The sequence below is a fragment of the Limosilactobacillus avistercoris genome, assembly GCF_014836425.1.
GTDB lineage: Bacteria > Bacillota > Bacilli > Lactobacillales > Lactobacillaceae > Limosilactobacillus > Limosilactobacillus agrestimuris.
Genome location: NZ_JACSQW010000007.1, coordinates 1 through 23522, shown reverse-complemented (window position 1 = coordinate 23522; position 23522 = coordinate 1). Strand labels below are relative to the sequence as shown.

The window sequence follows — 23522 nt, the reverse complement described above, 5'->3', positions numbered from 1 at the left end:
CATTATACTATTTTTAATTGGGTGCTAACCATTAAACGGCTTCAAGAGTTCGTGTCGTGCAGCAGCACTGAACCATTGAGAATGCTGGTTTAATAACTGCCCAACCGCCTGATAATCATCAAGATTAACATTACCAACTATCAGGTGGTGTTGTTGTAGTTGACGAGCTAACATTACATCTGCCCCAGTAACCCGGTCCCGAAAAAGCATCTGGTTACCTAAATCCCAATCAACATTGAGGAGTTTTAATGCTCGTTGATACTCTTTTGAATGAGTTAAAATTTGTTTCATTACTGTTGGTTTTAATAATTCGGTCATTCTGTTCCCTTCTTTAAACTAAAAATACGACCGACTGGATGGTGAATAGATAAATCTGTTGTCGCTCCTGTTAACAGCCAATCAACATGTCGAAAATTATACGTATTAACACTCTCTTCACCCCAGCCATCAGTCATAATTAAAACTAATGAATTAGTAGGGTTTACATTTTGCGCGTAGAGAAAGTCAAAAATACACTGGAAACTTGTTCCGCCCCCACCAATTCGTTGAAACTTAACCCGTCTTCCATTCGCAATTTTCTGTCGCTGTTCAGAATGAATTCGGGCATCAAACGGATAAATTTCTAATGGTAATTGATCGCTATTAGCCAAAAAACTAATCTGACTTAATACTTTTGCTAGCTCTTCATCCGTTACTGAACCTGAGTTATCAACAAAAACCAGGATTCGGAGCACGAGACGACTCACTGTTCCCGGAAGTTCCATCCGCCAAGGTTGTCGACGATTAAATCGGTAGGCAACTTCTTCTCTTCCCGCAGCAATCGTTCCCAATTGCCGGCTAACCAATTGTTGCCATTTAAATTGTGATTTTGATTTAGGTTCAGTCAAGGGTTCCATGACATCCCCCGGAAGTAATCCCCGATCCTTTTTCGGAGTATTTTGCCACGCTTGCCGGAGAATTTTCTTTAATTGAGCTAACCGTAACTGTTGGTTGCCAGGATTAAGCTGACTACTACCTAGTTGCCATCCCTGATGTGTCTCTTGGTAAGTTTTCGTCAACTTATCATTTGCAGCTTGTTGGATTTCCCGTTCGCCAAGTTTCCGCAATTTTCTTTTATCCTTCTCCGGTAAACTTTGCAAAAGGCGAAGATAAACACTCGAATCTTGGTACGGCGAAATTTGCCGATGTAAGCATCGTTGTAGTTGGGCTAAAGTCATTGTTTCCCGTGGAACTTCTGGAAGATACTGGTTAACTGCAATGTCAGTTGCTAGTTGCACTAACTCGGGAGTCGGCGAATTTGCGTAACGGAGGGGATGCTGCCATAAGAGATGAAGCGCTTCATGCTCTAGCAAGATCACTACTTCGTCACTTCGTAAATCCGCTAGTTTGTCTGAAGCAACCCTTAATTCAATCTGATCCTTCCGCCAAAACAAGCCAACAACTGCTTTCGGGTTCTGGTATGAAACAATCTGCCGTGGAATTTGAAGAAGAACTTCCCCGAGAACCCGCTGGCTTTGTAAGATCTGAATAATGGCCTGGGTTAAAACTCGTTGAGCAAGTTCGCTATCTTGAGGATTGCGACGTAATTGTTCCAGCATTTTTACTAACTGGTTCATTTACCCTTATCTCCATAGGTTGCGATTTGTGCCCCGGTTTCATACAACTCATCAACTGCTCCCGCTGGATTTTCCTTTGCAGTAGCGTACATCTTGTTTAGAAGTTCGTCATTTTCCCCAACTTGTTGAACTAGTGCATACTGCCCGTCTGGACTAATATCCGCTAAGTATGCACTAAAGTTTGCTGCTCCGCTATTTTGAGCCAAGGTTTCCGGATATTTCTCAACCCATTCACGTAAAAGAGCTAATTTATCAGCTTCTTCTAGTTGTTGAAAATCTACTTCTAATTCAATTTTCCTTATCATATCGGTTACTTGTAACCGTACCCCATGCGCTTGCACAAATTCGGCAAATGAAACCCCTATTTCTGTACCTAGATCACCACTAAAGAGATCAGGCGCTAGCTGTGTTTGAAGCTCATTTGGAAGCTTTTGCAACTGATCAAGATTTCTCGAAACCCGTTCCCAAGCCCGTGGTGTTGGCGTTAAATCAGAGCCAAACTGGTGAGGCTGAACTAGCCGACTAGGATACCGAGTTAAATACTCAATCACTAACGGGTTAATTTGTGACCGGCCACCTTGTTTTAATGGCTTTTTTGCCCATTCCAACCATTCGTTAGTCGAACTAGTCATTACAAGCCGAACTGTCCGGTCCTTAATCGCCGCATCTCCAGTTGAAACTGCATACTCACTATTTTCAAAGCCTTCCATAGTATTATCTGGATTCTCAGCAATTACGATCTTAACCGTTTCTGGCAGGTGAAGGCTATTAATTTGTCGTTGTAAAACCAGGTTCATCAATTCACTTTGAACAGCTTGCGGTCCTCGATTAAACTCATCAAGAAACCAAATAATTGCTTGGTTAGGATTCTCTTCAGCGTATCGAATAATCGATACCAGTGTTTCAGAATACCCAAATTGAACATTTGCTAACCGACCATGATTCTTTGTCTCAACAAATGAATCACTAGTTAATGGGGGAACCGGAATTGCGAGGTCACCTTTTTCGCTTAAACTAACCACCGTCGTGAACAACTTTGCATCCATCTTTTCGGCAACCTCTTCAACTAAGGCAGTTTTTCCTAATCCAGCCTCACCAATAATGCTCGGAACATTACCAGCACGTAAAACTAAGGGGACCGTAATCAAAAGCTGTTGGTACGTTAAGGCCAATCTTATTCCTCCCATCCATAATCTTCTAAGTCCATTTCTCGTTTTCGCAATCCTGAAACATAGGGGTTCCCTTTAACATAGAAACGATAAGGTTTTAGACCATCCTTACCGTTTAAATTCACTCCAATCCGGCTACCCGTAACGATTTCTCGTGGCTTTTTACCAGCTGTGATATCAATTGTAAGAGGACTTGTTTCTAGTGATTTTCCATCAAGTTTCCGTGAATGAATTCCCAATGCCTGAACTAGTTTAGCAGGCCCATTACTAATATTAAATCCACTCATTTTCCGGTTAATTGCCATCTGTTCTTGGTTAATGGTTGGCTCTAACCCCCGAATGAGCACTCCCTGTGGTTCTTCCGCATCTTGAACAACCACATCAAAACAATAGTGTCCGCGAATCTGATAAATATAAATATTTCCCGGGTTACCATATAGCGATTCCGAATAATTTGTCCGGCGACCATTGTATGCATGCGAGGCGGAATCATTTTCGCCAAGATAGGCTTCAGTTTCAACAATCAGTCCACCAGTCTTTATACCATCAGAATTGGTATAAACAATTTTCTTTCCTAATAACGATTGGGCAATTTCCTCAGTGGGTCGACCAGTAAAAAACTGTTGATATTTTGTCAGCATCCTTGATTCCTCCTCAACTTGTACTATTCTAAAAGTATCACTAATTTGAGGGGGATTCACTATAATGGAACTAAAGTTAGAAAGAATTTATACAAAGCCTGCTGATTTAGATGGCTACCGAATCCTTGTCGACCGAATCTGGCCTCGTGGAATTTCAAAAGAAAAAGCTCATCTTGATCGCTGGATGAAAGAAGTCGCTCCAAGCAATGATTTACGAAAATGGTATGGTCATGATGTTGCTCGTTTCCCAGAATTTAAGGAACGCTACCTCAATGAAATTGCGGCTACACCTTCTCACTACAACACTCTCCGTGCGATTGTTCAGGAAGAGTTAAAATCACAAAATGTAATCCTCCTTTACGGTGCCAAAGATGAAGAACATAACCAAGCAGTAGTTCTTGCAGATAAACTTGCTGCTGACTTGGGTGTTAAAGTTCATGCAATCAAGTAACAAAAGAAGCTACTAACCTCCATTATGGATAAGTTAGTAGCTTTTTTTGAATGCAAAAACGCTCTAAGTTTGTTCCCACATGTATTTCTGGAAAATATACATCAGCCCAGCAATCGTCAATTCCATCATCAATAAGTAATCGGCAATACTCTTCATCACTACCATGAGAAACATAATAGCAAATAACAACACATTGCACGATTTACCAAGTAACGATCGTTCTTGTCTGACTTTCGACCGTTTTAGCCAATATGTTTTCTGGTTTACTCCGAGGAAAAACGGTTTCGTGTATTCTCCATAAATAAAAGAAATTAAGAAGATAATAATAATTCCCCACAGACAAAATTGGGTTACGGAGGAATCATAGTTTAGTTCTCCTGTTATCAGGAAGAATAACCCATACAGTATGGTAAATAATCCTTGAAAAATGTTGAATGCATTATAAGCCTTCCCTTGCTCTAAATACCCTTTCAGTTGACCATCATTCTTTAGTAACAAATCAACCGAAATCTTATACTCATCACTAATCTTTACTAACATATTAAGGTCAGGGTAGCTTTTACCCTGCTCCCAGTTCGAGATTGTCTGTCGTGTTACGAATAACCTATTAGCAATGTCAGTTTAGGTTAAGCCGAGTTTTTCTCGTCGTTCCCGTAGCTGTGTACCAAAGTTCATAATTCATTTTCTCCTTCTTCAAATAAGCTGAAGTAAGTATATTAGGCCAAGGTAATTACTGACAAGCAAAGATTGTTTGCATTAGCGTCATGACAACGATTTAACTCCTATAATGCAATAACCCATTAATAAATTTTAAACTAAAAAGAGGTACCCCGACTAGGTTATGGGATGGGTACCTCTTTTGTGTCCAAATTAAGGACACCTACATGAATAGACTTATTATAGCATATGATCTAATTAACTAGCAATAGATTTTTAGATTTTTTTGCTACCCAATTTTTCTTATTTCATCAAAGCTAACCCTTGCTTCAAAACAGCATCATCCACAAAGGTTGTCAAAAAACGCTGGAGTGGCGTTTCACTGTGGCGATCCTTAAATGCCATTGGTTCAGCCGCAATGATAACCGCCATCAAGTTATTTTCCGTCAACATTAATTGGCCCGGTCGTTGGTACTTCCCCTTGGTGTGCTTCCCGGTTCGCCAAATATGGATCTTAGCGTTACCTTGCTGATCGACCTTTAATTGGTATTTCCCGTTATCATCAGTTTCAACTGGAATACACGTAAACCGCTGTACTTCGTATTTTCCCTTTTTACTCACCGTTATCTTCCCCCGAACTTTTGAACTACCCATATTTTACCCGTCTTCCCCTAGAGATTCTACTCTACTTATCCTTCAACTACTCTTACCAAAAAAGTGCTAAGCTAAAGGTAGATTATACATTCAGGAGGTTACTATTATGGCAGAAGATGCGATTACCGCTGAACAAATGCGGCACTATGATTCATACACAATTAACACAATCGGGATCCCATCATTAGTATTGATGGAACGGGCAGCCTTAGCAGTTCGGGATGAGATTTTAAACGCATTCCCACTCAACCTGCAAAATGTTGTCGTTGTCGCTGGAAGTGGAAATAATGGTGGCGATGGACTCGACATTGCCCGCCTCCTCCATATTGCCGGTGTAAAAGTCACTATTCTTAATGTCAGCAATCCTGACCACGCCTCAGAAGAGCACAAAGTTCAGGACCACATCTGCCAATACTACAAGATTCTCCAAACTACAGATCTTGATGTTCTCAACGATGCATCGCTAATTGTCGATGCCATCTTCGGAATTGGAATTGACCGGCCAGTTGAAGGAAGTTATGCTGATGTAATCCGTGCTATCAATGATCGGAATGCCGTAGTTGTCGCTGTTGATATGCCATCAGGGATTAATACCGATACCGGTGAAATAATGGGTGTCGCTGTTAAAGCAACTGCAACCGTTACTTTTGCCTTGAATAAGATCGGTTTAACTAAAGGTAATGGTAAGGATTATGCTGGCCGGGTCGTAGTCGCTAGCGATATGGGAACTTACCCAGTAAAGGACTAATCATTTATTTTCCCTCTCCAAGTCGTTATAGTAACATTTTTCTATTATTAATATTATTATATTAATGAAAGGTATGACGCTACAGCCCGAATTGGAGGTAATGAAATGTCAGAATTAACAACTAAATTATTTCTCGATATTAAGGAATTTGAAAAGTACCAAGAAATGTTAAAGTGCCAAGTTCACATCGATGAAGAACGCCATGGTGAATACTGCTTACCTGGATACCCAGATCGGCACAATTTCCACCATCTTCTTCGGATCCTTCGTGATCATAAGGATGGCCTTACTAGTGAATTGGATGATGCCACAAGTGCTCTAGTTAATAATAATCTCACAACAACTACAACCGATAATGATAAACATCGGATTCGCTTAACCGATGAAGGAATCGAAGTTGCCCATAAGCTCCTCACTCGTCGTGAAAAGATTACTGAAGCAGCTTATCGTTCTTTGAGTGAGAATGAACAACGTGATCTTGACCGGATTATTAATATTCTTCTCGAAGACTACAAGAATCGTGATGTTAACTACACTGGCTTAAATGCCATTTGTAATTGTAAATAAACTAAATTTCCCCAGAGCTTTGTATTGGCTCTGGGGATTTTTGTCTAGAATTTTATTTTACCCTATCCATGATTTAGACTACACTTAACCTAACAACACAAGAATTTTGGAGGGATAGATATGAAGAAGTATGATGAGATTTTAATTGGTTCTGGTCCAGCTGCATACAAGATGTCAAATCTACTGGCAAAGACGAAACATAAGGTTCTTGTTATCGAAGGTTTTGAATACGGAGGAACCTGTCCTAATTATGGTTGTGAACCAAAGATCTTCCTTAAAGGTGCCGTCCGTCCAATTCTTCAATCACAACAGCTCCTTGGTCATGGAATTAGTCAACCAGCAAAGCTCGAATGGAAATCATTAATGAAAACTAAACTTAACCGCTTCGATCCATGGCCAGCTGAAACTCGGAATATCATTAAGAAAAGTCATGATATAGAAGACGGCTATGCCAGTTTCATTGATAATAAAACGGTTAGCGTCAATGGTCACCAATATCAAGCAGACCATATCATTATCGCAACTGGCCAAACGCCTAACATTTTAGACATCCCCGGTAAAGAATACTTACACACTAATTATGATCTCCTTTCACTAAAAGAACTTCCTAAACGAATTACGGTAATTGGTGCTGGATTCGTTGGTTTAGAGTTAGCAACACTAGTGGCAGCAGCTGGAGCTAAAGTTACAATAATTGTTCACTCCGATCGTGTCCTTCGTGAATTTACCAAGGCGGAAGATCAGGCTCTTGTTGAAGCAATGGAAGAACGGGGAATCAAATTCAGCTTTAATACCGATACACAAAAAATAAGCCAACGCGAAAAAGGATTATCAATTACAACTGACCACGGTGAAATAAAAACTGATTATGTCCTCGACGCAACTGGTCGCCATCCAAACATAGAAAAGCTAGCATTGGAAAAGACTAGTATTAAATATGATCGGCACGGGATTAAGGTTGATGGCCACCTGATGACGTCAGTTGAAGGAGTTTACGCAATTGGGGATGTTGTCAGCCGAACACAACCAAAGTTAACTCCTGTCGCTGAATTTGAAGGGCAATATCTTTTTGATTACCTAACTGGCAAAACAAACCAAGAAATTGCTTACCCGACCATTGGTCAAGCGGCATTTACTTTTCCTGAAGTCGCCCGCGCCGGAGTTAACCCTAATGAAGTTGAAAGTAACCCACAATATAAGGTAAAGATAATCCCACTTAAATACAGTAGCCTTTACGCTGGCCAAAATGACAAAATCAGTACCCTAACACTAGTCTTTAAAGGGCAACAACTAGTGGGTGCAAGCGAAATTGGTGATTACGCTGCTGACGATATTAATAACTTCTTACCAATTATTGGTTTGAATATTACTGGCGCTGAGTATCGACAAAAAGTAATGGCAATTTACCCCACTCTTGCCGATAAAGTTGGCGGATTATTACCATAAAGTGTTGAGTTATTTAGTTTAATGTAAAGTATTTTTTATAGGACATTATTATTGATGATCATTTTTATAATTCTCCTAATTTACAAATTCATCAAAGGAACTTTCGAGTATGAGAAAGTAACTCAATTTGAATTGGTAATTATTCCCGTCTATTCCATAATTATGGTATTACTTAATCTCAACGACATGCCATCCATAACAGCAATCGGTATTGCGATAATCCTATTACTTATTGGGACTGCCATTGAATTTCTCCAAGCTAGCAAAACACAAATTAAAGATACTGGTAAATTCGACTCCTATAACAGACCAATATTAGAAGTTAAAAGAAATTTACCTTACCTTGTTGGCTGGATTGGATCATTTTTGATTGCAATAAGTATTGAAATATTTTATGGTTCACATTTTAATGCTGAAGAAATATCTCGCGAACTATTGGCTGAAATTTTAAAAGGCCTCTCCGTAATAGCTTTTTTGGGAGGACACGGCACTTGGTCTGTATGGATCTTAAACTTTGCAACAAGTTTTTCTTACGGATGTTGCCTAATGATTCGCTATCCAAAGATTAAAGAAGCCATTCGACAAAAAATTAAGTAACCGTAGTGTAAACTCATTTCTTATTTTTAGTTTAAATCCATGAACCATCGTGCAATACGCTTGATTTTACTCAGGATATCCCAGATAATTATTGCAAGGTTTTTAAAATAATATAAACCAATTAACCATTGCAGTTGAACTGTTAATTATGGAGGGAACCATTATGAGTAAGATTTTTGCTTTTAGTATCCGTAAAGACGAAGAACCATACTTAAAAGAATGGGCAGCTGCTCATCCTGCAGTTGAGGTAGACTATACGGACAAATTATTAACCCCCGAAACAGCAAAGTTAGCAAAGGGAGCTGACGGTGTAGTTGTCTACCAACAGTTAGATTACACTCCTGAAACACTCCAAGCTTTAGCTGACCTGGGAATTACCAAGATGTCATTGCGTAACGTTGGGGTTGATAACATTGATATGGATAAGGCCAAGGAATTAGGCTTTGAGATCACCAATGTTCCTGTCTACTCACCAAACGCAATTGCAGAACATGCCGCAATTCAGACAGCCCGAATTTTACGACAAACAAAACGGCTTGATGCTAAAATTGCTCATGGCGACCTTCGCTGGGCACCAACAATTGGTCGTGAAGTTCGTGATCAAACTGTTGGGATCATTGGAACCGGCCATATTGGTCGCGTTTACATGCAAATTATGGAAGGTTTCGGTGCTAAAGTAATTGCCTACGACGTTTACAAGAACCCTGAATTGGACAAGAAGGGATACTATGTTGACTCATTAGACGACTTGTATAAGCAGGCCGACGTAGTTTCTCTCCACGTTCCCGCAATGGATAGTAATTACCATATGATTAATGATGAAACCATTGCTGAGATGAAGGACGACGCAGTTCTTGTTAATGTTTCTCGAGGACCATTAGTGGATACCGCTGCCGTTGTTCGCGCACTTGATAGTGGCAAGTTATTCGGCTTTGTAATGGATACTTACGAAAACGAAGTCGGGATCTTTAACGAAGATTGGACTGGAAAGGAATTTCCTGACAAGGTCTTAAAAGATTTAATCAACCGGCCTAATGTTTTGGTAACTCCACACACTGCCTTCTACACTACCCATGCGGTCCGCAACATGGTAGTAAAGGCATTTGATAATAACCTCGCACTAGTAGAAGGCCAAACTCCAGAAACACCGGTTGAGGTAAAATAATTTTCTAAAACTAACAATTTAAACAAAATAAGGGTGGGAAAACAAGCTGTTTTCCCACCCTATTCTTTTTAGCGCAAGTACTTCGTTGGTTCAGCAACAAAGTCGGCAATTTTAACATCAACGGTATCCTTAGTGGCAGCATTCTTTAATTGGAATTGTCCTTCCTCAACTTCACGCTCACCAAAGACAGCAAAGTACTTAGCATTACGCCGGAAAGCCTCCTTAATTTGCTTTCCAACCTTAACTCCACTGTAATCCTTATCAGCAACAACGCCCTTATCACGGATTTGGTTCAAAATCTTAAAGGCTAAGTCATCCCCATCAGCGTTTGCACTTGCAAAGAACACATCAAGTTCATCTTGAGGGGCAAATTCTGGGTTCTCTTGTTGAAGGAGGAGCATCAACCGTTCAACACCCATTCCAAATCCAATCCCCCCTTCTTCAGGGCCACCAAGCTGGCTAATTAAGCCATTGTAGCGACCACCGGCACAAACAGTGGTGTAGCCACCACCGAATACTGGAGAATCTGACATAATTTCAAAGATTGTGTGGTTGTAGTAATCCAATCCCCGAACCATGTTAGTGTCAATCTCGTATTCAATTCCTAATTCCTTTAAAAGGGCCTGAACTTGGTCGAAATATTGTTGTGATTCATCATCTAAATAATCAAGAATAGATGGCGCTTGGGCAACAATCTTTTGGTCACCAACATCCTTACTGTCCAATACCCGAAGTGGGTTCCGGTACATTCGTTCTTGGGAATCAGAACTTAATTCATCATAGTGTGGCTTTAGGAAGTTAATCAACGCATTTCGGTAATCTTCGCGAACCTTCTTATCACCTAAAGTATTAATTGTTAACTTAACATTTGGAACACCAAAGCGCTTAAAAAGTTGCATTGCCATTGCAATAACTTCAACATCAATTTGTGGTGATTCATTATTTAACGCCTCAACCCCAATTTGGTGGAATTCACGTTGCCGACCAGATTGTGGCCGTTCATAACGGAACATTGGCCCCATGTAATAAACCTTGTATGGCTTCGGGTATTCTGGACCGTAGAGCTTATTTTCAACGTATGCCCGAACTACCCCGGCAGTTCCTTCTGGGCGCAGGGCAATATGGCGATCACCCTTGTCATGGAAGTCATACATTTCCTTTTCAACGATATCTGAAGTATCACCAACATTTCGTGAAAAAACATTATAGTCTTCAAACATTGGTGTCCGGATACCGCGATAGCCAAATTGATCGAAGACTTCACGGGCAACTCCTTCAACCTTTTCCCAGAGATTAGTTGTTCCTGGTAGTAAGTCTGCAGTTCCTTTTGGTTTTTGGTATTCCATACTGGTACTCCCTTCAAAATAAAGCGCCCTCCTAAGACATACCGCCTTAGAGGGCGACTAGTAAATTAAATCGTCTCTCTATAATTAATCGTTAAACTTAATTATTACTGATTATCCATGTGTGATTTTACCATAGCTAGCGGACTTTTGGTACCTTTCAACGGGCTTGCTAGTGATGAATATGGAATAATTTAACTCCAACAAACAATAAGGTGGCCATCATCAGTCCAAAAACAGAGAAAAATAGTTCCTAGTAATTGCCATGTTCAATTACATATCCCCCATATAATGGCCCAATTGCTCGCCCAACGGAAATGACAATATTGTAAAGCCCTTGATAGTGACCAGCATTCTCGGTTCCCGTTAATTGAGTAATCCAGGCAGGAAGTCCGGCAAAACTTAGTGTTTCACCAACCGTTAGGATCACAAAATCAACTACAAATTCTGGCAAGTTTTTAGCAAAAATTAGGAAGAAAAACGAGCTAGCAAAGATCAATATTCCCATCACAATCTGCGTCGAAAGGCGCATATGGACTTAACTTATTAACTAACGGCTGACCGATAATAATGATAATCCCATTTAAGGTCCATAACAGGCTGTAGGCATAAAATGGAATCCCCATATTAGTCATGTGAACCGCCATGACACTCTCCCACAATGAATAACTAATGTGAATCGTCATCACGTTAACCAGGATCAAAACTACTAGAGTAATGAACTTTGGTCGTCCCTTAACCTTAGGGGATGCCTTAGTTTGCTGTTGTTCTGTACTCCGCACTTCAATATTAAAGGTGAACAGAACCATCAAAGTTAACCCGACATAGAAAGCAGCGGCAACACTAAAGACAAGGACAACGCTAATTGGTAAGAGAATCCCAACAAGGAGTGTCCCTAAAACTACACCAACATTAAATGCCATGTAGACATAGTTAAAAACGAACCGTGCCGGATGATCGGCAACAGCTGTCCCGTAGGAATTAACGATTGTCATATTAATCCCGTCACCAAAGCTGTTAATTATCATTAGCAACGCATACCAGGGCCAACCATGAATGAAGATTAAAAGAACAATTGGAATTGTCGAACAAATTACTCCCAACGAGGCTGTTCGGTATGAACTCCAATGATCAAATAACCAACCCCCTATATAATTTCCAAACATCATTGCAACAGAAATCAATAGCATTACTATTCCAGCTGTCGTTAGTGTTTGCCCCAAGTATTTATTAACATACATCGTCGTTAGTGGCCAAATAAAGGCGGCCCCTGTATTATTCAACAGACTCGCTAGGGCAACCCATTTTAGCTTAACCGTTTTTTTTCATTCGTTCCTTTTCTAACTCCTCAACCTTTGAACTACTTAACAAAAAGAAAGAGACCAGGTTAGTTTCTCCCAGTCTCATATTTAGTGTTTACAATAGCTAGTGCTCAGCAACCATGTTTTCTTGTGGTACCCGAAGAAGGGTGTAACTAGAAGCGACATGATTTGCACGAAGACTAAGACCATTTAGTGGCGTGTTCCGGTAATGTCCGGTCATTACAGCGGCAAATGCATGTCCAGATTCACTATCAATCTTTTGGAGCTTTTTCTTATTCCATGGTAAATTTGTCGCTTCAACTGGGATAAGTCGTTCACCATCACTAATCGAACTAAAATGAGAACTAACCATGTATTTAGAATCATTAGTCCAATAAGTATAGGAAACAATTGTCTTTTTTCCTGCAACACTTCGCTTGGCAAGAACGTAGTAGTAATCGTTTCCCTGGTCATGCAATTGTAGTGGCTGATACTTTGTTGATAATCGTATCTGCTGGTGATCATTATAATCAACTGGTTGAAAATGAAGGTAAAGCAACCCACCTAACCAAAAAATTGCTACTAAACTCATCACTACATACTGAATAAATAATTTACCGTTAAACCTCTTTTTAGTTTTGGCAATCAACATTAATTGTTTTACCCGAATATAGTGAATTACAAAGCCTAAAAATACAATTCCAAGAATCCACATTAACCAGCCTAGCCAGTTCCAACTCATAATTCTAATTCTCCATTCTTCTCAATAGATTTATATTGATTATCACACAAAATGACGTCCTTGTCCGCCCACAACACCAAAACTTAAATATTTATTCGATTTCAATTTTTAAAACTATGATAAACTTAACTTTGGCATCGAAACAAAGAATGTTCTACAATAGGAATAGTTAATCTTGTATTAGCCATGCTAATTGCAGTAAGGGGGAAATTTATTTCATGGATAATTTGAACGAAATTGCCCAAGAATTGATCAAATTTGAACGTGAACAAGATATGAATGATAACCAAGTTGCCTTTGGTAGCCACTTATCAGTTGAACGAATTCACGATATCAAATCTGGTAACAGTGACGCAACAGAAGAAGAAGCAGAACTAATTGAACGGTTCATGCAAAGTAATAATAGTAGTAACGATTAATTTCAAAATTAATCGTTAGATATAAAGGAGACTGTAATATACGATCTCAAACGAAAAATGGATTTAAGTGAAACTCAAAAATTTCACCTAAATCCATTTTGTTTTATATAAAACAAGCTTATTCTTCAAATTTTACCGGTAATGTTACTGAATCAACCTTACTTGTAGGACTAGCAATTCGTTTAAGTAAGGTTGAAATAAGATTCTCAGCAAGGGCATGGATTGGCTGAACAACTGTTGGTAACTGCGGTGCAATTTGGCGAATAAGTTGGGAACCATCGTAACCAGTAACAAAGAAGTCCTGATTAAGTCGATAGCCCTTTTGCCGATACTGGGAAATAATTTTTAATGCTTGGACATCATTTGACGCAATCACACCCGAAAACTGGTCGGCAAAGTTAGTTTTCGCAATTTCTTCTTTAGCTAAAGTTGTAAAATCTTGTCCCTGATCATTTAGGTAGTCAACCACTCCCTGAAGACGGTTTAATGTTGGTGAAACTGAAGTATCTTCGTCAACAATTGCAACCAACCGTCTTACTTTGTGGTTCACCATAAATTGGGCAGCTAACTGACCACCACGATAACTATCGGCAGCAACAATTGGAATATTATCCGAAAGATAACGGTCAAACGAAACGATTGGCGCAGTTAATTGCTGGTACTCTTCAATCCCCAGGTTATGGGAACCAGAGATAATTCCATCTACTTGATTGGCAAAAAGCATATTTAAGTACTCATGCTCGATCTCACGATTTTCAGCAGATGACGCAATGATCGTCTTATAACCTTGCAAGAACAATTGATGTTCCAGTTCATTTACTAATTCAGCAAAAAATGGGTTAGTAAGGTTTGGAAAGATTAAGCCAATAAAATTTGAAGGTTTTCCTTGCATTGCACGGGCAAGCGCATTGGGTTGGTAATTTAATTGGCGCATTGCTTGATGAACCTTTTTGATTGTTTTATCACTTAAAGAACTATAATTATTAATTACTCGTGATACCGTTGTTACGGAAACGCCTGCTAATTTGGCCACGTCTTGTAATTTAGCTACCATACTTCTTCCCCAATCTTTCTCGAACTGTCCTTCATTATATCCTAATATCAAAGGTAATAGTTAAAATAAAATTACTTTAATCAGACGAATAATACTATAATGTTAATTGTTAGCTATCGTATTAGAGGTTTACCTTTCAATTGATAAGAATAGCCAAATATTAATTTAGTTATAATAAATATTAAAATCACTTGCTCTTTTAAGCTAATAATGCTATTTTTAACTTAGTTTGAAATCTTAATAACTTCTTAACAATTTTATTTTTTTGTTATCTTTTAATTATTGTTCGATTAGTTAATAAATTTTCAAGAAATTCATCTAAAGGGAGTCAAGATAATGAATCGTTCAGAACTATCAAATTCGACAACGCATTACAAGATGTATAAAAGCGGTCGAAAGTGGATGTTTGCGGGTTTAACTGCCGTTACCTTGCTAACCGCAACGGGGGCTGTAGCTCATGCCGATGAAACTCAACCAAATAGTAATGCCACTGAAGTAACCACTAATTCCAACAGTAATAGTGCCAACAACAGCTCAGCTGATTCTGCTGCTAGTCAGAGTGCTACCAGTGACAGTAGTGAAGTTACTGCTTCAGCTACTGTAGCCGCATCAAATGTTAAGGTAACCAGTGCTGCTGTTAGTGAGGCTAGTGCTGCTACTTCAGCTGTTAGTGCATCATCTGCTAGTTCAGTTTCAGCTAGTGCTGCTAACTCTTCTGTTGCCCCACAGTCAAATACTGCTTCAGCAACCACCACTGCCGCTTATGCAGCTCAAGCACCAGCTTCTTCAGTTGATTTAAATTCTCTTCACTTTAGTAACGATGCTCATTCACAACAATTTATTGAAAGTGTTGCTCAAGGAGCAATCGACGGCTGGAACCAATACCACGTTCTTCCATCCATTACTGTTGCCCAAGCAATTCTTGAAAGTGGCTGGGGACGTTCAAGTTTATCTACCAGCGCTCATAACCTATTCGGAATTAAGGGTTCTTACAATGGTCATTCTGTAGTTATGCGCACCCGTGAAGTAATAGGCGGGCGTTCTGTATATGTTAACTCAAATTTCCGAGCTTATACTAATAATTCTGAATCTGTAACTGATCATGGTCGCTTCTTAAACGTTAATAGTCGTTATCGGAACCTCCTTGGTGATACCAATTATGTTTCAGTGGCTAATAAACTTCACCAAGATGGCTACGCTACCGATCCTAATTATGCAAACTCACTAATTAACCTGGTCCGGACTTACAACTTAACCCAATTAGATTCAGTTGCCCTTTCCGGAAAAGTTGTCACTAACAAGAATAATAATGGAGATAACAACAACTACAACAGTGGTAGCTCAACTGTAAGTACCACTGGTTACTACACTGTTCAATCTGGTGATACCCTTTCTGGAATTGCCAACCATTTTAGCACTACCGTTAACCATTTAGCTTCATTAAATGATATTAGTAACCCTAACCGGATCTATGTTGGTCAACACCTCCTCGTCCGGCAACAAGCAAGTTCACAAACTAGTAATAATGCTTCAAGCAACAACAATAACACTAATTCAACTACTAATGCTAAGGGAACCTATACTGTTCAACCCGGCGACACTCTTTCCGGAATTGCTAATAAGTTCGGAACAAATTACGAATCCTTAGCAAGCTTGAATAATATTTCTAACCCTAACCGGATCTATGTCGGTCAAGTATTGAAGTTAAGTGCAAACTCTACCACTTCAACTCCTGATCACCAAGTAACTAATAATACCCCAACTGGAAGCTACACCGTTAAAGCCGGTGACTCACTTTCAGCAATTGCTACTCACTATGGGACTAGTTACGAAACATTAGCACGGTTGAATAACATTTCTAACCCTAACCACATTTATGTTGGTCAAGTACTAAAGTTAGGTGCTGGAACCACTTCATCAAATGTTGTCGAACAACATCATGTTACTACCACTTCTTCCGCTAACGGCTCTTACACCGTTAAGGCTGGTGATTCACTTTCAGCAATCGCTGCTCACTATGGAATGAGCTATGAAACATTGGCACGGTTGAATAATATTTCCAATCCTAACCGTATTTATGTTGGTCAAACTCTTAACTTAGGTACTAAAGCTAATACCAGCACTCGTTATGCGGCAACTTCATCAAGCAATAACGGTTCTTACACCGTTAAAGCTGGTGACACTCTTTCAGCAATCGCTGCTCGTTACGGGATGAGTTACCAAACATTAGCACGGATAAATAATATTTCTAACCCTAACCAAATTATTGTTGGGCAACACATTGTTCTTTAATTAATAACTAAATCATTAAGGCAAAGCGCTTAAGTATGATAAAGTAATCATATTTAAGCGCTTTTTGTAATATAATAGTATTATATTATTGATATGTTTTGGACTGTTTAGATAGTGAGAAGGGTGATTACATGGTTAGTCAAACGGGGAGAGCCTTTTCTGATATTGAGGAGATTAGCCAGTTATTCAAGTTACTTGGTAATCCTAAACGACTTCAATTACTATATCTCTTAATTCAAGATTCAATGAGTGTTACAGAGATCAGTCAACGAATGAACTGGGAACAATCAGGAGTATCCCATCAATTACAACTGCTTCGCAAGTTCAATCTTGTTGGGCAAAAACGAGATGGTAAGGCGATTATTTACCGTCTTGAAGACCCACAAGTAATGACATTAATTGCAGACGTTCTTTCACACGCGGAACAAATAATTCATCGATAATACAATTAAATGCGGCAAGACAACCTTTTAGACGTCTAGCCGCATTTTTTATTACTAAAATCAAACAAATTTTAGGGCTACTTGCTCATTATCGAGAATATCCCGAATTGTCAATTCTTCCCCATCATGAAATTCGTTATCAGCCAACCGAAAACCTGGATGACTGTGTGCGTAAAACTTAAAATAGTATGTTGGTGCTGTTTTCATATCTTCCACTTTTAATACCCCAGTGGAACCATCAGAACAATTAAATTCTTGAGTTGCTTTATCTTTATCGCGAACATAAACTGTCGTCATCCATAACACCTCCACTTACTATTATAACGCCAATTTGGGGTAGCCTAAAAATATTTTTTGATTAAATGTTATAAAATAGTCATTTTAGCAAAAATAGTATATTAAGTATAAAAAAGCAACCAATGATCAGGTTTGTTCCCCCTAAATCGCTGGTTGCTAAATTTATTCTATTTTAATCGGCAGCAAGTGCATCAATCGGGTTCAAGTTTGCTGCGCGCCGTGCTGGCAATAATGCAGCTAAGAACGAGATAATTAATGCTACTACAAAGGCAAAGACAATGTTACCGAAAGTAATCTGAATAATGTTGTACTTAATTAAGTGGTAAAGCCCATGATTAATCGCTAATGTTGCAAAGAAGACGATTATTAAGGCGAGAATTGCCGAGAAGAACCCAATAAACATTGATTCAGAAGTAAACAACCGCCGAATATCCTTCTTTCGTTCTCCAAGTGCCCGCAAGATTCCAATTTCCTTCGTTCGTTCTGAAACTGACATGTACATCGTTACAATGATCATCAATGCTGAAACTAATAAAGAAATTCCGGCAATTGCGGCCAAGAGAGTTGATGCCAACTTAACATAGGTGTTAACAGTCTTCAAAATCGATCCGACCGTCATTGCACCAAGGATCCGTTTATTCTGACTATTACGTAAGTTATTAATCTTGTCAGCAACGGTTTGTACCTGGTCAAGATCCTTAACATTTACTGAAAGGAAGTTTGGTTGAACACTACCGTTAGCACTCCGGATCATCTTAACTAAGGTTGCAGAATTAAGCGATGTTCGAACACTAGTACCATTTGAGATCCCAGATACTTTAACATTGCCTTGAGCTTGAACCGGTTTACCCGCATTATCAACCCAATTAAAACTAATTTGGACGGTCTTGCCGATCAATTGTTTATAATTTTTAGCACTACTTAATTGAATTGCTTGTTGTTTAGTAAGAACAATTTCACCATTTCCTGGTTTATGTCCTTTGGTGATTCCCCGAGTAGTAGTCGAATCGGTCCAGCTATCCAATGAAGTCCCACTCTGTTGTAGGTTTTTATACGATAATCGGTAGCTTGGTAGCACATACCCCTTTTCTACTGATGAAACCCCCGCAATCTTCTTCACACGGTCAATCTCACTCTGTTTAATAAACATTGATTGAGGATCAGCCATCATATTTTGAGCAGACATTTGTAGCTGGTCCTGTGTCATCTTTTTCTCGCTTGTATTCTTCAAAATTGTCATGCTCCGCGGGTTGGCTAATGAGTTAATCTGGTCTTGCATATAACCATTTACCCCATTTCCTAACCCGCTAAACAAAAGAACCGCAAAAATCCCAATTGCAGTACCAAGCATGATTAGCGAATTCCGCCAAAAGTTGTACATTAAGTGTTTAAATGCAGTCCGGTAACTTGCTAGCGCCGGGAGGACTCGTGATTGAAGTCGCTGTGGGTCATCAGGAGTTGGGTAAGCTGGTCGAAGTCGCTCATCACCATCAATCTTACCGTCAGCAAGGTGGACAATCCGTGTCCCGTGATCAGCCACTTCTTGAGAGTGGGTAACGGCAATCACCAATTTTCCATCTTTAGCAATATCATCCAACAGTTTTAATACTTCCTTAGTGTTTTCAGAATCGAGTGCCCCTGTTGGTTCATCAGCAATGATTAATTGTGGATCACTGGCTAACGCACGAGCGATCGCCACCCGCTGCTTTTGTCCCCCAGATAAGTGATTAGGATGCTTGTTAACTTGGTCAGCTAAGCCAACTCGTTCAAGTAACTTTAGTGCACGCTTTCGGCGAGCATTCTTGTCCAAAGTTGTCATATCAAGGGCAATTAAAACATTATCAAGAACTGTTAAATGTGAAATCAGGTTATACGATTGGTAAATATAGCCAACAGTCGACCGCCGATAAGTATCTAGTTGCTTTTTCTTGCTATGATCGATCATCTTCCCGTCAACAATTACTTTCCCGGTGAAATTACGGTCAAGTCCACCAATGATGTTCATTAAAGTTGATTTCCCACCACCAGATTCACCAAGAATCGAGACAAATTCGCCACGTTCAAAAGAAAGATTAATCCCCTTTAGAACCGGAAATGCCTGTTTATCTAGGTAGTACGATTTATGAATGTCCTTTAATTCTAAAAAGGCCATGACTTCCTCCTCATTTTCTATCTAAACGCTTATTATTAAATGATTATACCAAGATTTAAGCTTTTTCATAATTCTCCAAAAGGGATCTAAATTAAATCTTATTAACATTTCCCGGGAAATTATTGGTTAGTTTCCTCTTGTTTCAGCTTTCCATCCTCTAATTGATAAATTTTATCGGCAAATTGTCGTAAGCGAAGATCATGGGTTACCACAATCACTGCTTTATTTTGCTTAACCGCTAGCTTCTTCAATAGCCGGCCCACCAGCTCAACCCTGTCACTATCTAGAGCTGAAGTTGGTTCATCGGCTAAGACAATTTGTGGTTCAGTATACAATGCTCGAGCAATCGCCACCCGTTGATTTTGACCCCCAGATAATTCAGCCGGGTATTGCTTTAATAATTTTTCAATTCCAAGTTCTTCTAGTAGTTCATGAAATTCCTTTGGCTCTAAGTTACCCTCCTTCTTCACCTGTTGGACTAACTTAAATTGGTCAGCAATATTCAGGTATGGCAGTAAGTTATACGATTGAAGGACAAAGCCGATTTTATTTAATCGAAACTGATCTCGCTCTTTATTCGATAGACTCAGGAAATTCTGACCATCAACAATCACCTTACCACTATCGGGTGTTTGTAACCCTCCAGCGATGGTTAGAAAAGTACTTTTTCCTGATCCTGATGGTCCTAAAACCAAGCATAGCTCACCAAGGTTTGCTGCAAAGTCAACGTCTTTTAATACGTGAACCTTACCGATTCCCTTACCAAAGGACTTATTTACATTTTCTAATTTAATTGCTGTTGTCATTTCTACCTCCTAACCGAGTGCTTTAGCAGGATCAATTTTCAAAATCAATCTTACGGGTAATAGCGCTCCAACCATCCCTAAAATCACCATCACTACTGCAAGCAAGCCAATTAGTGGCCAATTCATTAAGATTGGCACAGCGGTCGGCAATAATAACGATGTAAGTTCAGTTAGGATAACACCTCCTACATAACCAGCCACTACCAGAATCAATGCCTGAGCCATCGTTGCCTTAACTAAGTGCTTAGCTGGAACTCCTTGAGCCCGGAGAACTGCAAAATGACTCATCTTTTGCATTGTTAAAATATACAGAAAGACTGCAATGATAATCAATGAAATCACCATCAAGAAGACAATCATAAAGATAAAAGTCGTATTCTGAGCAGTGTACCCTGGTAATTTTTCAATAAACTTTTGAACTGAATAACGTTGGAGTTGTGGAAAGGCACTTGTTGAGAGTTTTTGATTACTAATAATCCCACTAGCTACTACGCTGTTGTTAATTCCTTTTAAGTCTCTCCAATCACTTAAACTACCGTAAACTACGGGAGAAATATTTAATTTAGCCCCACGACTGAAGCCAACAATTTGATAATTTTTTGAAGAATTAAGCGTGATCTTTTGGCCTAAACGGTAACCCTGATCCTGTAAACTTTCATCGACAACTACTTCCTTGTTGTTCTGTGGACGATGACCACTCACTAGGTTCAATTTCTTTTGATAGATATACTGATTCTCGTCCAGGCCAACAAATTGGACATTTTGTTTATTTCTTCCGTGATCAGTTGTTTTCATCACTACCGGGGTCACACCAATTAAAGCTGTATCGTTATCATTAAACTTTTTTATTTGTTCGCGGTTAATTAATGATTGGCTAAGATTATCGTTACTATTTTTATTCAAAAACACGGTTTCAGTATCCCAGCTCTTTATTGCTGCGGTGTTTTCATTAGCGAGTCCCAGCATCAGCCCCATTAAAATCATTATCAAGTAACTGATTAAGATGAACATCGCTAAAATCAAACCATAGCGCAGTTTTTCATGCATGATTTCCTTAATCGCTAAGAACATTTAGTTTCCCTCCTTAGTTAATGGAACAATTGCTTGATAGTAACGCTTCAAAAGCTTTACAGACCGACTGGGCTTCTCTAAGCATTCACGAATTGTTTCATGACTCAAAACCATAATTGCCCATTCACCAGCACTCTTTGGTCTCAAGTTACGGTTACCAGCAATTTCAACAAGTTGTTCATTGATTTCAAAATGAAGCTTCATCATTTCGTGATACTCACTCCCATTCACAACGTTTACAAATGATGAAACCTGCTGATAATAGTCCTCTGCTGATAGTTTTTGCTCACCAACAATTCCGGCATGGATCTCAAGAACCGCTTGTTGATAGAGGTAAATATATGCTGCCTGAATATTTTCAAAGTACTTATAAAATGCCCCCCGCGCAATTTCAGCATCCTTTACAATTCTTGCCACTTGAGCATCTGCAAGGCTATGACTACTAAATTCCTTTAAGAGAGCAGACTCAATTTTTAGCTGTTTCTCTTTTGGTAAATGCTGATATGTTGTACTTGGCATTGTTTTACTCCTCCTCAGTGACATCGTGTCATTTTAATTGGTTTCATCTTATAATTTAAAGTGACACCGTGTCAATAGTACGAACAAAAAAAGAGACTAGATTAATTTTCCAGTCCCTAAATAAAATTCCAATTAAGCTTCTTCGCCGGCTACTTTAACAACAGCCTTAGACACACCCTTGATTCGGCCGTTAACAAAGTCATTAACGTCCTTGAAATCAAATTCGTGTGAAAGCAATGGTAATACGTCAACCTTGCCTGAACCCATTAATGCGATAGCGTCTTCGAAGCAGTAAGGATTAATGAAGGCCCCTTGAATAGTTAATTGCTTTTGGAAGACTTCGTAACTATTAATGGAGAACTTGTCATCTGGGTTACCTACACCGAACATCAATACTTGGCCACCACGAGCAGCTGCTTCAACGGCCTGTTCTTGAGTTTGTGGACGACCAACAGCTTCGATAACGATGTCATAAGTATCGCGAGGAATTTCTTCACCCTTAGCAGTGTTGATAGTCTTGGCACCAAACTTATCGTGGTTTAACTTTAACTTATCTTCGGAAAGACCACTCAAAGTAACTTCCTTAACACCTTGTGCCAAGAGAGTTTGTACGAATAATTGACCCATGAAACCATCACCGATAACCAAAGCCTTTTGGTATGGGTGAAGAGTAAGCAAGTCAACACCGTGAACAGCACATGAAAGTGGTTCAGTAACAGCAGCAGCCTTCAATGAAAGACTGTCAGGAATTGGGTAAACAACCTTAGCAGGAGCAGTGAAGTAATCTTCAAACCCACCATCACGGGTAACACCGACTGCATCAAGGTGTTCACACAATTCTGGGCGTGAAGTCCGGCAGTACTTACATTCACCACAGTAAATGTTAGGGTCAACAGAAACACGGTCCCCAACCTTTACATTAGTAACTTCTGAACCAACCTTAGCAACTACACCAGAGTTTTCGTGTCCTAAAACAATTGGTGGAACAGCATCTGCAGAACCTGGTAACCCAGCGTAAAGGGCATGGTCAGTACCACAGATACCTGCATAAGCAGTGTGAACTAACACTTCATCAGGCTTGATTTCAGGCATGTCAACATCTTTAACTTCTAAGTTCTTAACAGCAGTTAATACAAGAGCTTTCATCTTTAATACCTCGCTTGTGAAATACTTCTTTTATCTTATGCGTTTGATTATAAGGGAATAATCATTTCGCTGTCAACCGGTTAACATAAATTTGCCATATCTTTTATAAAACTCTCACATTTTATTGTTGTTTTAGAAAGAATTAATTATTTGGCAGATTGTAAAATTTAAGTTGAACATTTTAGTGGACAGAAAAACCCATAAAGGTCTTTAATGGTGTCGCTAA

24 protein-coding genes and 1 pseudogene are annotated in these 23522 nt (G+C 39.3%); 9 read left to right on the top strand and 16 right to left on the bottom strand.

Features of this window, described 5'->3' with window-relative positions; translation table 11 throughout:
- Nucleotides 1–24: 24 nt before the first annotated feature.
- The 4 genes from H9564_RS03775 to H9564_RS03760 are packed head-to-tail and all read right to left on the bottom strand — an operon-like array spanning nt 25 to nt 3426.
- On the bottom strand, nt 25–318 hold the full coding sequence (locus H9564_RS03775) for a hypothetical protein (RefSeq protein ID WP_191684192.1): 294 nt from the start codon (nt 316–318) through the stop codon (nt 25–27).
- The gene (locus H9564_RS03770) at nt 315–1616 is read right to left on the bottom strand and encodes a vWA domain-containing protein (RefSeq protein ID WP_191684191.1); all 1302 of its coding nucleotides are present in this window, start codon (nt 1614–1616) and stop codon (nt 315–317) included. The genes H9564_RS03775 and H9564_RS03770 overlap by 4 nt, the downstream gene beginning before the upstream one ends.
- Complete coding sequence (locus tag H9564_RS03765) at nt 1613–2788, bottom strand: ATP-binding protein (RefSeq protein ID WP_191684190.1); 1176 nt, start codon at nt 2786–2788, stop codon at nt 1613–1615. Before H9564_RS03765 ends, H9564_RS03770 begins: the two co-directional genes overlap by 4 nt.
- A 2-nt stretch (nt 2789–2790) precedes the next feature.
- Nucleotides 2791–3426: a DNA-3-methyladenine glycosylase gene (locus tag H9564_RS03760; RefSeq protein ID WP_191684189.1), complete on the bottom strand. Its 636-nt coding sequence runs from the start codon at nt 3424–3426 to the stop codon at nt 2791–2793.
- A gap of 64 nt (nt 3427–3490) precedes the next feature.
- Here H9564_RS03760 and H9564_RS03755 point away from each other — a divergent pair, with 64 nt between their 5' ends.
- The gene (locus H9564_RS03755) at nt 3491–3877 is read left to right on the top strand and encodes a DUF488 domain-containing protein (RefSeq protein ID WP_191684188.1); all 387 of its coding nucleotides are present in this window, start codon (nt 3491–3493) and stop codon (nt 3875–3877) included.
- A 63-nt stretch (nt 3878–3940) separates the two neighbouring features.
- On the opposite strand, the gene H9564_RS03750 is transcribed toward H9564_RS03755, so the two are convergent.
- Nucleotides 3941–4417: an XRE family transcriptional regulator gene (locus H9564_RS03750; RefSeq protein WP_404804676.1), complete on the bottom strand. Its 477-nt coding sequence runs from the start codon at nt 4415–4417 to the stop codon at nt 3941–3943.
- Nucleotides 4418–4837: 420 nt separating this feature from the next.
- Nucleotides 4838–5155 (bottom strand): DUF7671 family protein, encoded by a 318-nt coding sequence (locus H9564_RS03745; protein ID WP_191684246.1) that lies wholly within the window; start codon nt 5153–5155, stop codon nt 4838–4840.
- Nucleotides 5156–5294: 139 nt separating this feature from the next.
- Here H9564_RS03745 and H9564_RS03740 point away from each other — a divergent pair, with 139 nt between their 5' ends.
- The 5 genes from H9564_RS03740 (at nt 5295) to H9564_RS03720 (ending at nt 9711) form a co-directional block, all read left to right on the top strand.
- On the top strand, nt 5295–5936 hold the full coding sequence (locus H9564_RS03740) for an NAD(P)H-hydrate epimerase (protein WP_191684187.1): 642 nt from the start codon (nt 5295–5297) through the stop codon (nt 5934–5936).
- Nucleotides 5937–6041: 105 nt separating this feature from the next.
- On the top strand, nt 6042–6503 hold the full coding sequence (locus tag H9564_RS03735) for a hypothetical protein (RefSeq protein ID WP_191684186.1): 462 nt from the start codon (nt 6042–6044) through the stop codon (nt 6501–6503).
- 120 nt (nt 6504–6623) lie between these two features.
- On the top strand, nt 6624–7949 hold the full coding sequence (locus tag H9564_RS03730; protein ID WP_191684185.1) for a dihydrolipoyl dehydrogenase family protein: 1326 nt from the start codon (nt 6624–6626) through the stop codon (nt 7947–7949).
- Nucleotides 7950–8003: 54 nt separating this feature from the next.
- Nucleotides 8004–8546, top strand: a complete 543-nt coding sequence (locus H9564_RS03725) for a hydrophobic protein (RefSeq protein WP_191684184.1) — start codon at nt 8004–8006, stop codon at nt 8544–8546.
- Nucleotides 8547–8709: 163 nt separating this feature from the next.
- Nucleotides 8710–9711 carry a D-2-hydroxyacid dehydrogenase gene (locus tag H9564_RS03720; protein WP_191684183.1) on the top strand — a complete coding sequence of 334 codons (1002 nt, stop codon included), beginning with the start codon at nt 8710–8712 and terminating at the stop codon, nt 9709–9711.
- Between the two features lie 68 nt (nt 9712–9779).
- Here H9564_RS03720 and hisS read toward each other — a convergent pair whose 3' ends face one another.
- The 3 genes and pseudogenes from hisS to H9564_RS03705 form a co-directional block, all read right to left on the bottom strand.
- Nucleotides 9780–11057: a histidine--tRNA ligase gene (gene hisS / locus H9564_RS03715; RefSeq protein ID WP_191684182.1), complete on the bottom strand. Its 1278-nt coding sequence runs from the start codon at nt 11055–11057 to the stop codon at nt 9780–9782.
- Between the two features lie 169 nt (nt 11058–11226).
- Nucleotides 11227–12340 (bottom strand): annotated as a pseudogene (locus H9564_RS03710) (MFS transporter).
- 139 nt (nt 12341–12479) lie between these two features.
- Nucleotides 12480–13097 (bottom strand): LVIS_2131 family protein, encoded by a 618-nt coding sequence (locus H9564_RS03705; RefSeq protein ID WP_191684181.1) that lies wholly within the window; start codon nt 13095–13097, stop codon nt 12480–12482.
- Between the two features lie 218 nt (nt 13098–13315).
- Here H9564_RS03705 and H9564_RS03700 point away from each other — a divergent pair, with 218 nt between their 5' ends.
- Nucleotides 13316–13516, top strand: coding sequence for an LBP_cg2779 family protein (locus H9564_RS03700; RefSeq protein ID WP_191684180.1), 201 nt, complete (start codon nt 13316–13318; stop codon nt 13514–13516).
- Between the two features lie 118 nt (nt 13517–13634).
- On the opposite strand, the gene H9564_RS03695 is transcribed toward H9564_RS03700, so the two are convergent.
- Entirely contained in the window at nt 13635–14570 is a 936-nt protein-coding gene (locus H9564_RS03695; protein ID WP_191684179.1) for a LacI family DNA-binding transcriptional regulator, read from the bottom strand.
- A 336-nt stretch (nt 14571–14906) separates the two neighbouring features.
- Here H9564_RS03695 and H9564_RS03690 point away from each other — a divergent pair, with 336 nt between their 5' ends.
- A complete protein-coding gene (locus H9564_RS03690) occupies nt 14907–16862 on the top strand; it encodes a LysM peptidoglycan-binding domain-containing protein (RefSeq protein WP_191684178.1) in 1956 nt (651 codons plus the stop codon).
- Nucleotides 16863–16993: 131 nt separating this feature from the next.
- Entirely contained in the window at nt 16994–17305 is a 312-nt protein-coding gene (locus tag H9564_RS03685; protein ID WP_191684177.1) for an ArsR/SmtB family transcription factor, read from the top strand.
- A 60-nt stretch (nt 17306–17365) separates the two neighbouring features.
- Here H9564_RS03685 and H9564_RS03680 read toward each other — a convergent pair whose 3' ends face one another.
- The 6 genes from H9564_RS03680 to H9564_RS03655 all read right to left on the bottom strand — a co-directional run bounded on the left by H9564_RS03680 (nt 17366) and on the right by H9564_RS03655 (nt 23296).
- Nucleotides 17366–17602 (bottom strand): hypothetical protein, encoded by a 237-nt coding sequence (locus H9564_RS03680; protein WP_191684176.1) that lies wholly within the window; start codon nt 17600–17602, stop codon nt 17366–17368.
- A 172-nt stretch (nt 17603–17774) separates the two neighbouring features.
- Nucleotides 17775–19754 (bottom strand): ABC transporter ATP-binding protein/permease, encoded by a 1980-nt coding sequence (locus H9564_RS03675; protein WP_191684175.1) that lies wholly within the window; start codon nt 19752–19754, stop codon nt 17775–17777.
- A 119-nt stretch (nt 19755–19873) separates the two neighbouring features.
- Entirely contained in the window at nt 19874–20560 is a 687-nt protein-coding gene (locus tag H9564_RS03670) for an ABC transporter ATP-binding protein (protein WP_191684174.1), read from the bottom strand.
- Nucleotides 20561–20569: 9 nt separating this feature from the next.
- Complete coding sequence (locus H9564_RS03665; RefSeq protein WP_191684173.1) at nt 20570–21631, bottom strand: ABC transporter permease; 1062 nt, start codon at nt 21629–21631, stop codon at nt 20570–20572.
- The gene (locus tag H9564_RS03660) at nt 21632–22150 is read right to left on the bottom strand and encodes a TetR/AcrR family transcriptional regulator (protein WP_191684172.1); all 519 of its coding nucleotides are present in this window, start codon (nt 22148–22150) and stop codon (nt 21632–21634) included. It lies immediately after the preceding gene.
- Between the two features lie 132 nt (nt 22151–22282).
- The gene (locus H9564_RS03655) at nt 22283–23296 is read right to left on the bottom strand and encodes a zinc-dependent alcohol dehydrogenase family protein (protein WP_191684171.1); all 1014 of its coding nucleotides are present in this window, start codon (nt 23294–23296) and stop codon (nt 22283–22285) included.
- Between the last annotated feature and the right edge of the window lie 226 nt (nt 23297–23522).

Excerpts from the sequence above, each read along its gene's own strand:
- H9564_RS03775 (WP_191684192.1), bottom strand. The coding sequence starts at position 318 with ATGACCGAATTATTAAAACCAACAGTAATGAAACAAATTTTAACTCAT.
- H9564_RS03770 (WP_191684191.1), bottom strand. The coding sequence starts at position 1,616 with ATGAACCAGTTAGTAAAAATGCTGGAACAATTACGTCGCAATCCTCAA.
- H9564_RS03760 (WP_191684189.1), bottom strand. The coding sequence starts at position 3,426 with ATGCTGACAAAATATCAACAGTTTTTTACTGGTCGACCCACTGAGGAA.
- H9564_RS03755 (WP_191684188.1), top strand. The coding sequence starts at position 3,491 with ATGGAACTAAAGTTAGAAAGAATTTATACAAAGCCTGCTGATTTAGAT.
- H9564_RS03750 (WP_404804676.1), bottom strand. The coding sequence starts at position 4,417 with ATGTTAGTAAAGATTAGTGATGAGTATAAGATTTCGGTTGATTTGTTA.
- H9564_RS03740 (WP_191684187.1), top strand. The coding sequence starts at position 5,295 with ATGGCAGAAGATGCGATTACCGCTGAACAAATGCGGCACTATGATTCA.
- H9564_RS03735 (WP_191684186.1), top strand. The coding sequence starts at position 6,042 with ATGTCAGAATTAACAACTAAATTATTTCTCGATATTAAGGAATTTGAA.
- H9564_RS03730 (WP_191684185.1), top strand. The coding sequence starts at position 6,624 with ATGAAGAAGTATGATGAGATTTTAATTGGTTCTGGTCCAGCTGCATAC.
- H9564_RS03725 (WP_191684184.1), top strand. The coding sequence starts at position 8,004 with ATGATCATTTTTATAATTCTCCTAATTTACAAATTCATCAAAGGAACT.
- H9564_RS03720 (WP_191684183.1), top strand. The coding sequence starts at position 8,710 with ATGAGTAAGATTTTTGCTTTTAGTATCCGTAAAGACGAAGAACCATAC.
- hisS (WP_191684182.1), bottom strand. The coding sequence starts at position 11,057 with ATGGAATACCAAAAACCAAAAGGAACTGCAGACTTACTACCAGGAACA.
- H9564_RS03705 (WP_191684181.1), bottom strand. The coding sequence starts at position 13,097 with ATGAGTTGGAACTGGCTAGGCTGGTTAATGTGGATTCTTGGAATTGTA.
- H9564_RS03700 (WP_191684180.1), top strand. The coding sequence starts at position 13,316 with ATGGATAATTTGAACGAAATTGCCCAAGAATTGATCAAATTTGAACGT.
- H9564_RS03695 (WP_191684179.1), bottom strand. The coding sequence starts at position 14,570 with ATGGTAGCTAAATTACAAGACGTGGCCAAATTAGCAGGCGTTTCCGTA.
- H9564_RS03690 (WP_191684178.1), top strand. The coding sequence starts at position 14,907 with ATGAATCGTTCAGAACTATCAAATTCGACAACGCATTACAAGATGTAT.
- H9564_RS03685 (WP_191684177.1), top strand. The coding sequence starts at position 16,994 with ATGGTTAGTCAAACGGGGAGAGCCTTTTCTGATATTGAGGAGATTAGC.
- H9564_RS03680 (WP_191684176.1), bottom strand. The coding sequence starts at position 17,602 with ATGACGACAGTTTATGTTCGCGATAAAGATAAAGCAACTCAAGAATTT.
- H9564_RS03675 (WP_191684175.1), bottom strand. The coding sequence starts at position 19,754 with ATGGCCTTTTTAGAATTAAAGGACATTCATAAATCGTACTACCTAGAT.
- H9564_RS03670 (WP_191684174.1), bottom strand. The coding sequence starts at position 20,560 with ATGACAACAGCAATTAAATTAGAAAATGTAAATAAGTCCTTTGGTAAG.
- H9564_RS03665 (WP_191684173.1), bottom strand. The coding sequence starts at position 21,631 with ATGTTCTTAGCGATTAAGGAAATCATGCATGAAAAACTGCGCTATGGT.
- H9564_RS03660 (WP_191684172.1), bottom strand. The coding sequence starts at position 22,150 with ATGCCAAGTACAACATATCAGCATTTACCAAAAGAGAAACAGCTAAAA.
- H9564_RS03655 (WP_191684171.1), bottom strand. The coding sequence starts at position 23,296 with ATGAAAGCTCTTGTATTAACTGCTGTTAAGAACTTAGAAGTTAAAGAT.